Annotated in this window: 6 protein-coding genes; all 6 read left to right on the top strand. The window is 45.4% G+C overall.

The genetic code is table 11. The annotated features are described in order from the left end of the window. The first annotated feature begins 233 nt into the window (after positions 1–233). Complete coding sequence (locus AB6E85_RS12560) at positions 234–1235, top strand: TRAP transporter substrate-binding protein (protein WP_372142879.1); 1002 nt, start codon at positions 234–236, stop codon at positions 1233–1235. Between the two features lie 164 nt (positions 1236–1399). Next, positions 1400–1942: a TRAP transporter small permease gene (locus tag AB6E85_RS12555; protein ID WP_017097758.1), complete on the top strand. Its 543-nt coding sequence runs from the start codon at positions 1400–1402 to the stop codon at positions 1940–1942. A 37-nt stretch (positions 1943–1979) separates the two neighbouring features. Further along, on the top strand, positions 1980–3320 hold the full coding sequence (locus AB6E85_RS12550) for a TRAP transporter large permease (RefSeq protein WP_017064290.1): 1341 nt from the start codon (positions 1980–1982) through the stop codon (positions 3318–3320). An 11-nt stretch (positions 3321–3331) separates the two neighbouring features. Beyond that, positions 3332–4252 (top strand): cache domain-containing protein, encoded by a 921-nt coding sequence (locus AB6E85_RS12545; RefSeq protein ID WP_372142877.1) that lies wholly within the window; start codon positions 3332–3334, stop codon positions 4250–4252. 236 nt (positions 4253–4488) lie between these two features. Beyond that, positions 4489–5061, top strand: coding sequence for a malate synthase (locus AB6E85_RS12540; RefSeq protein ID WP_017064292.1), 573 nt, complete (start codon positions 4489–4491; stop codon positions 5059–5061). A 486-nt stretch (positions 5062–5547) separates the two neighbouring features. Beyond that, the gene (locus AB6E85_RS12535; RefSeq protein WP_372142875.1) at positions 5548–7155 is read left to right on the top strand and encodes a BCCT family transporter; all 1608 of its coding nucleotides are present in this window, start codon (positions 5548–5550) and stop codon (positions 7153–7155) included. The last annotated feature ends 112 nt before the right edge of the window (positions 7156–7267 follow it).

The following is a 7267-nucleotide window of genomic DNA, read 5'->3' as shown; positions in this document are numbered from 1 at the left end:
CCGCATCTTAACTTTTATTGCCAAAATCACTTTGTAAATACGTGGATTCCATATACAGAATGGGGCAGCGGTTCCTTTATCAGTGGTATTCGTTAAAGGATGAAAAGCTGTAATCGCGACTCGAACATTGTTTCCAAAATAGGGAAATAGAACTACGACCGGGAAAGTTGTACCAGGTCACCTTGTGAGCAAAGTACAGGCAGGAAGTCTGTACGATAGGAAAGGTTAAGACTATGAAATTTGTTAAAAATAAAATTATTGCTGGTGTCACCATTGTAGCAACAGCGGTGTTATCTCATACCGCGGCAGCAGCGAATTTTAAAATGGCTATCGGCGATGCTGCTGGTGGTACGCAGTGGGAATTGGCGACATCATTTTCTGAACTGATGGAGCAAAAAACAGACGGTAAAGTGAAAATCGATCTGTTCCCGAATGGTCAATTAGGCAATGAGCAAGACACCGTCAACGATGCGGCAATCGGTCTTCTCGACTTCTCTGTACTGGCGATCAACAACGTAACCCCTTTCTCTCCAACTGTTGGTCTACTGACCATGCCTTACGTGATTCAAAGCGCAGAAGAAGCGGTTCTACTGACTCAAGGCCAAGTCGGCCAAGACCTCGTCGATAACACGATTCGTGATGCTGGTGTTCGCATCGTTGGTTGGGCTTATTCAGGCTTTAGGGTTTTGACTAACTCGAAAAAGCCAGTCGCTTCGCCAGAGGATCTTAAAGGGTTGGTGATTCGTGTTCCTCGTAACGAAATCATGATTGCTTCTTACCAAGCATGGGGTGTAAACCCAACACCAATGGCATGGTCTGAGACCTTTACCGGCCTGCAACAAGGCGTGGTTGATGGTCAAGATAACCCTTACATCACTGTGCATGCGATGAAGTTCAATGAAGTACAAAAGTACGTGACCAACATTCGCTACATCTTCTCGCTTGAGCCGCTAATCGTCAGTGAAACAGTCTTCCAACAACAGACTCCAGAGATGCAAAAGATCATTCTTGAAGCGGGTCAGGAAGCGACAGAGCACAGCTTTGCTTATCTAGAAAATACGGAAAACAAAATCCGTGAAGAACTACAAGCGAAAGGCATGGTATTCACCGATCCAGCAGATAACGAGCAAGAGTGGATCAGCAAGGTGACTAAGTCAGTTTGGCCTAAGTTCTATTCAAGCATTGGGGGCAAAGACAAGCTAGACGACGTTCTTGAGTTACTAGGTAGAAAGTAACGATTAGATTCGCCCTATCTGCTGTTCTCCGCTACTTAATCACCTAGCGATAGAACAGTGAGATAGGGCATTTACATGGCTGTACTCGTTGATCTGTTCTGTACCTGATCTTTTTAGGACCGTGAGCGACTGGTTGTCATGTGGAAATCAACATTGGAGGTTATATGTCAGTCGCTAAAACAATAAAAAAGCACCTAAACAACATTGAGGAATATACCTGTTGTCTGCTGCTCGCAAGCTTTGTCCTATTGCTGTTCACACAAATCATTACTCGTCAGTTCTTTGATTACTCCATACCTTGGGGTGATGAAGTAGCCACTTACATGTTCGTTTGGTTTGCTTACTTGGGAGCTGTTGTAGCGGCCAAAATGTCGGCTCACAACCGAGTGAGCTTTCACTTCAAATTCTTTCCGCCAATCGTACAAACCGTCAGTGAAACCATAGCTGACTTCTTATGGCTCTGCTTCAACGGTTACTTTGTTTACCTCAGTTACGACTTCGTGTTTAACAAAATGAACCTGTTTTGGAAATCTCAAACCACAGGCATCCCGATGAAGTATTTCTACATGATTTTACCTATCGCGTTTTCCCTAATGATGATTCGAATTATCTGGAACAACTACGAGCGTTTATTCAAAGGCGCAACCAACGAAGATCCAGAAGTCAAAGAGCTGCGAAAAATGACGGCACAAAAGTCAGCGCAGTAGTCATCACAGAGAATAGTCGTAATAGAGAGATGTAATAATGGAATCCTATTTAACTCTAATTTTATTTGGTGGCTTCTTAACCCTGTTAATTCTAGGTGCACCAATCACAGTATCACTGGCCGGCGCTTCAATGGCGGCCTATATGTTGCTCGACAAAAATCCCATCGCTTTGGTACAAATTGCGTTTACTTCGGTGGGTAACTTCCCATTAATGGCGCTGCCAGCCTTTGTTCTTGCTGGCGCGTTAATGGAGGCGGCGGGGATCTCCAAACGTTTGGTGGATATCGCCGAAAGCTTAGCAGGGCCCGTAACAGGCGGCCTTGGCGCAGCAACGGTAATGGCGTGTCTTTTCTTTGGTGCTATCTCGGGTTCAGGCCCTGCAACAACCGCAGCGGTAGGTATGTTGATGGTGCCCGCGATGGTTAAGCGAGACTACGATAAGAGCTACGCATCGGCAGTAACGGCTGCATCAGGTGGCTTGGGCATCATCATTCCGCCGTCCATTCCTTTGGTTATTTTCGGCATTTCTGCGATGGGATTAATGGCACCGCCAGAAGCCATTGCTCAGCATGGGCAGTTTGCTTCTTTGTCTATTCCAAAACTGTTTGTTGCTGGGGTTGTGCCGGGTTTCATTATGGCGTCGACGCTAGTGGTCACTAACTATTTCATAGCTAAGCGTGAAGGCTATAAAGGGCTTACCGAAACATGGTCGTTTGGTGATGTAAGGCATTACTTGCGTCGCGGTTTATGGTCGATATTAGCGCCATTCCTGATTCTTGGTGGTATCTACAGCGGTATGTTCACACCAACAGAGTCTGCAGTTGTGGCGATTTTCTATTCGCTGTTCGTGGGTGTGTTTATTCACCGCGAGTTGTCGTTCAAAAGCGTGATGAAATCTTTGTCGACCACCACATGGATCACCGGACGCGTATTGTTAATCCTCTTTGCTGCCACCGTGTTCGGACGCTTGTTGATTGAGCAAAAAATTCCAGTTGTTGTGGCGGAATCGCTACTCAGTTTTACCGACAACATGTACATGGTGTGGGCACTAACGATTACCTTGCTGCTGTTCATCGGCATGTTCATGGAAACCTTGGCGGCGATCATGATCATTGTGCCAGTGCTACTGCCAATCATGTACATGTTGGGCGCCGATCCTACCCATGTTGGTATCGTGGTGGTGTGTACGCTCTCGATAGGTTTTGCCACACCACCGCTCGGTGAAAATATCTTTGTCGCTTCGGGGATCGGTGGCTCTACGGTCGAGCAGATCACCGCGAAGATCCATCCCTTTGTACTTGCATCTGTCGTGGGCGTTTTCGTTATCGCTTTCTTCCCACAAATCACGCTTTGGCTACCATCCTTAGTCGGCTATTAGGAGACACAACGATGAATCTATCCAGAATAATCCTTATTGGCTGCGCCTTGTTTGCTGTGGTTAGCGGCATTGGATTGCGTGCCGAGCATTCGGAAGTCGAGAAAGAAACTAAGCCAGTCAATGTGCTCGATATTTCTGAGCCACATGTGGTCAGTGACGCTGAAAGAAGAGCCAAAACCTTGTTGGCGAAAGCGGTGGTGCACGTTCAAAAAGAAGGTGACGACAGCGTGAAAGACTTCATGAGTGATGCCGAATATATAGACGGTGAGCTCTATGTGTTTGCTCTTGGTATTGATGGCCAATTCCTTGCCAGTGGCGGCTCTTCCATGGTGCTGGTGGGCGACAGTGTGTTGGATACCCAAGACGTTTATGGCAATCCTTTTTTCCGTGAAATGATCACCAAAGCGGTACACAACGGTTTTGGTGAAGTGAAGTATCACTGGACCAACCCAACTGATCGCATGGGTGAGCCGAAAACCACCTTCTTCGAGCGTGTCGGCGATGTAATCGTGGCGGTGGGGTATTACCCAGAACGTTCCAGTGCTGCAGAAGCTAAGCGATTATTGGCGAGAGCCATGACCGCAATAGTGGAGTCTGAGCAAGACAGCATTACTGAATTTAATGATACCGAAGGCCGCTTTGTCGAAGGGGACCTGTATGTGTTTGTGATGGATATGAGCTCTGGAAAACTGCTCGCGCACGGGGTGTCTCCTGAGCTTGTCGGGCGTTCACACAACGAAATTCTAAGTCCTGACGATAAGCCGATTCTCACTGAGATGTTAAACCTAGCCAAAAAAAATGGCCGTGGCGTTTACACCTATCGATGGTTAAATCCGCTGTCGAGCAAAGTGGAAACTAAGCACACTTACTATCGAGTTATCGACAATAAGTTGGTTGGGGTGGGTTATTACACAAATTCAAACAACACGTAAACGCGTTTCTACGAAACCCTCAACCCAGTTAAATAAAGGGCTGGGGGCTCAAAACGCCGGTTTGTGTAAAAAAGCAATTTAGTAAAATTCACACTGTGTAATTTTTGTTGTGAAATTGTTTCAAAAATAACAGTAGTATGAAAAACATGGAAACCACACAGTAAAGAACAATTTTGAAAAGGGTCTATTGGGATGTTTGACCTAAATGAAATTTAAAGCCGTACGAGGGATAGACTATGAATATGCTGACACTAGACAAAACAGAACTTCACAGAAACCATTCAACATTTATTGCTGAAGCTGTCTTTGCCGTCGAAATGGTGAAAGCAGACAAGCAACTCGAAAAACAAAAAATGGCGAAACAGTTGCTTGATACTCTATTTCCTCTCGAGACGGGTTCACATGAAGATGTAGTGAGCTACGAGATCGATTACCGACACGTTCAGGTTTACTTCAAGAATGGTGAACATACTGGACTGAAACGCGCTAAACACTTTGTGGCTTACACAGGTGATAAATCTAAGCCTTCAGCAATCCTATTCCGTGATGAAAGCGGTACGCACGTTGAAGTGACAATCGGCGCTCGTAAAGGCACAGGCCGTCTGGAGTTGGTTGATATTCAAGATATCCAATTAGAGACGTGCACTACGTTTGGTCAAACTGAGGCGAGCCGTTCTTCTGGCATCCGTCACTGGGTGAGCTTAGTAAAAGGCGATGAAAGTGGCCGCCCGAATGCATCAAGTGAAGACAAAGAGTTCACGGCGAAAAATGGTGAAGACTATAACCTAGGTTTTTGCTTCGCAATCTAATGTACTGTCTTTGAAATGTGCAGTGCTGATCTGTGAGACGCAGCACTGACATTTGAACACTGATTTCTCTTTTACCTTTGGTAACTTTCCCCGCCCCTATAGCGGGGCTTTTTTATTAGAGCTATAAGTAAATTGGGTGATTATTAAAATTATCTGCAAAAAGTTTGGATGTGATTTTACGGTGCGTCATTTTAATTTAAATTGTTGTATTTGATGGTTTTTATTCTTTTATTTTATTCTGTTTTTATTGGGTTAACTATCACTATCAGCGGTGATTTGGGTGACTATTGAGCTAAAACTCAGTCAAAATGCTTTGAGCTGTGCTATAATACGCGCCTTGGGATTGAGCCAGTAAGTCCATTTGTCACTAACTATTGTGATTTTTATTGCCTTTTATTTAGGCGGTTCGGCGAGCCAATCAAGTAGTAATTGGATACGGAGAGCGTCCTTATATTCGTTGATTCGGATATGCGAACATCATAATTTATGAGTTTTAAATCAAAAAAATACAGTATTGATTCTACTGACTATCAAGTCGGTCAAGATAACGTCAGTAAATGGGGCATGGATGTCCATAACACAGTCTTCGTAGCCTCAGTAGGCTTATCTCTTCTCTTCATCATCACTCTTCTTGCTCTTCCTCCTGCAGATGCCAAAGCTGCGATTGATTCTATCAAGGGTGCTGTTTTATCAAAGTTTGACTTCCTCTTTATGTGGGGAGCCAACATCATGTTAGTTTTTGCCGTTATTCTTGCATTCTCACCTTTGGGTAAAGTTCGTTTAGGTGGCGAAGACGCGACTGCGGACTATTCAATGTCATCTTGGATTGCGATGTTATTCGCAGCAGGTATGGGTATTGGACTTATTTTCTGGGGTGTTGCAGAGCCAACCGCGTTCTTTACGAATTGGTTCGGAACGCCACTCGATGCAGAACCGTTCACAGCAGCTGGCCGTGAACTGGCACTCGGTGCGACCGTATTCCACTGGGGCTTCCATGCTTGGGCTATCTATGGCATGACGGCACTTTGCCTTGCGTATTTTGTTTACAACAAAGGCTTACCGCTATCAATGCGTTCTGTGTTCTACCCAATTTTGGGTGAGCGAGTATGGGGCAAAACGGGTGATGTAATCGATGTACTAACGGTACTCGTTACTCTGTTTGGTCTTGCGACTTCACTAGGCTTAGGTGGTACACAAGCAGCAAGTGGTATCAGCCACGTGTTTGGCTTGGACAACAACATCTTCCTTCAGCAATCTATCATCGTTCTGATCATGGGCTTAGCGATCATCTCTGTACTACGTGGTATGGACGGTGGTGTTAAATTCCTAAGTAACCTGAACATGGTTATTGCGTTCGTATTCCTTGGTCTGATCGCTGTTCTGAACTTCACAACTGTGCTTGATTCTGTCGCGACTGCTGTGACGGGCTATGCAAAAAACATCATTGCACTGAGCCAAAGCTCTGGCCGTGAAGACACAACATGGCTGCATGGCTGGACGGTGTTCTACTGGGCATGGTGGGTTGCGTATGCACCATTCTTCGGTATGTTCGTAGCGCGTATTTCTAAGGGCCGTACGGTTCGTGAGTTCCTACTTTGCGTACTGATTATCCCAACCTTGGTAACGTCGGCTTGGATGTCGATCTTCGGTGGCGTGGCTATCGAGCAAGTAATTAACCATGTGGGACAACTTGGCCTCGACCAAGGCATTACAGACGTATCTCTGAGCTTGTTCTACATGCTAGATGCTTACTCGTTCGGTAGCATTCTGTCAGTTCTCGCTGTCGCACTGATCATTGTGTTCTTCGTTACAACGCTAGACTCAGGCTCTATCGTTATCGATGGCATGACGGCGGGTGGTAAGCTTGAAGTTCCTGTTAAACAGAAAGTGGTTTGGGCGGTTATCTCAGGTGCTATCGCAATGGTAATGCTGTGGATTGGTGGTACTCAATCTATCCAAGCACTGCAATCGATCACTATCATTGCTGCACTGCCGTTTACGATCATTCTTCTGATTGGTTGTTTCAGCTTGTTGAAAGGTCTACTCACTGAAGTAGATAAAGGACAAACAAGCGTTAGCGAAACAGCGAAATAAAGTCACTAAGCCGCTGAGTAAGTCTTTAGGTAATTAACGACTTATTCCAGAGGAAGTGTTATTTCAAAGCTCTCTTGTACTGCAAGGGAGCTTTTTTATGCCTGAGAAGAAA

This window comes from Vibrio sp. 10N.247.311.51, assembly GCF_041467855.1.
Classification (GTDB): domain Bacteria; phylum Pseudomonadota; class Gammaproteobacteria; order Enterobacterales; family Vibrionaceae; genus Vibrio; species Vibrio coralliirubri.
The sequence above is the reverse complement of the archived record's forward strand: the minus strand, read 5'-3'. Positions and strand labels throughout refer to the sequence as shown.

Excerpts from the sequence above, each read along its gene's own strand:
- AB6E85_RS12560 (WP_372142879.1), top strand. The coding sequence starts at position 234 with ATGAAATTTGTTAAAAATAAAATTATTGCTGGTGTCACCATTGTAGCA.
- AB6E85_RS12555 (WP_017097758.1), top strand. The coding sequence starts at position 1,400 with ATGTCAGTCGCTAAAACAATAAAAAAGCACCTAAACAACATTGAGGAA.
- AB6E85_RS12550 (WP_017064290.1), top strand. The coding sequence starts at position 1,980 with ATGGAATCCTATTTAACTCTAATTTTATTTGGTGGCTTCTTAACCCTG.
- AB6E85_RS12545 (WP_372142877.1), top strand. The coding sequence starts at position 3,332 with ATGAATCTATCCAGAATAATCCTTATTGGCTGCGCCTTGTTTGCTGTG.
- AB6E85_RS12540 (WP_017064292.1), top strand. The coding sequence starts at position 4,489 with ATGAATATGCTGACACTAGACAAAACAGAACTTCACAGAAACCATTCA.
- AB6E85_RS12535 (WP_372142875.1), top strand. The coding sequence starts at position 5,548 with ATGAGTTTTAAATCAAAAAAATACAGTATTGATTCTACTGACTATCAA.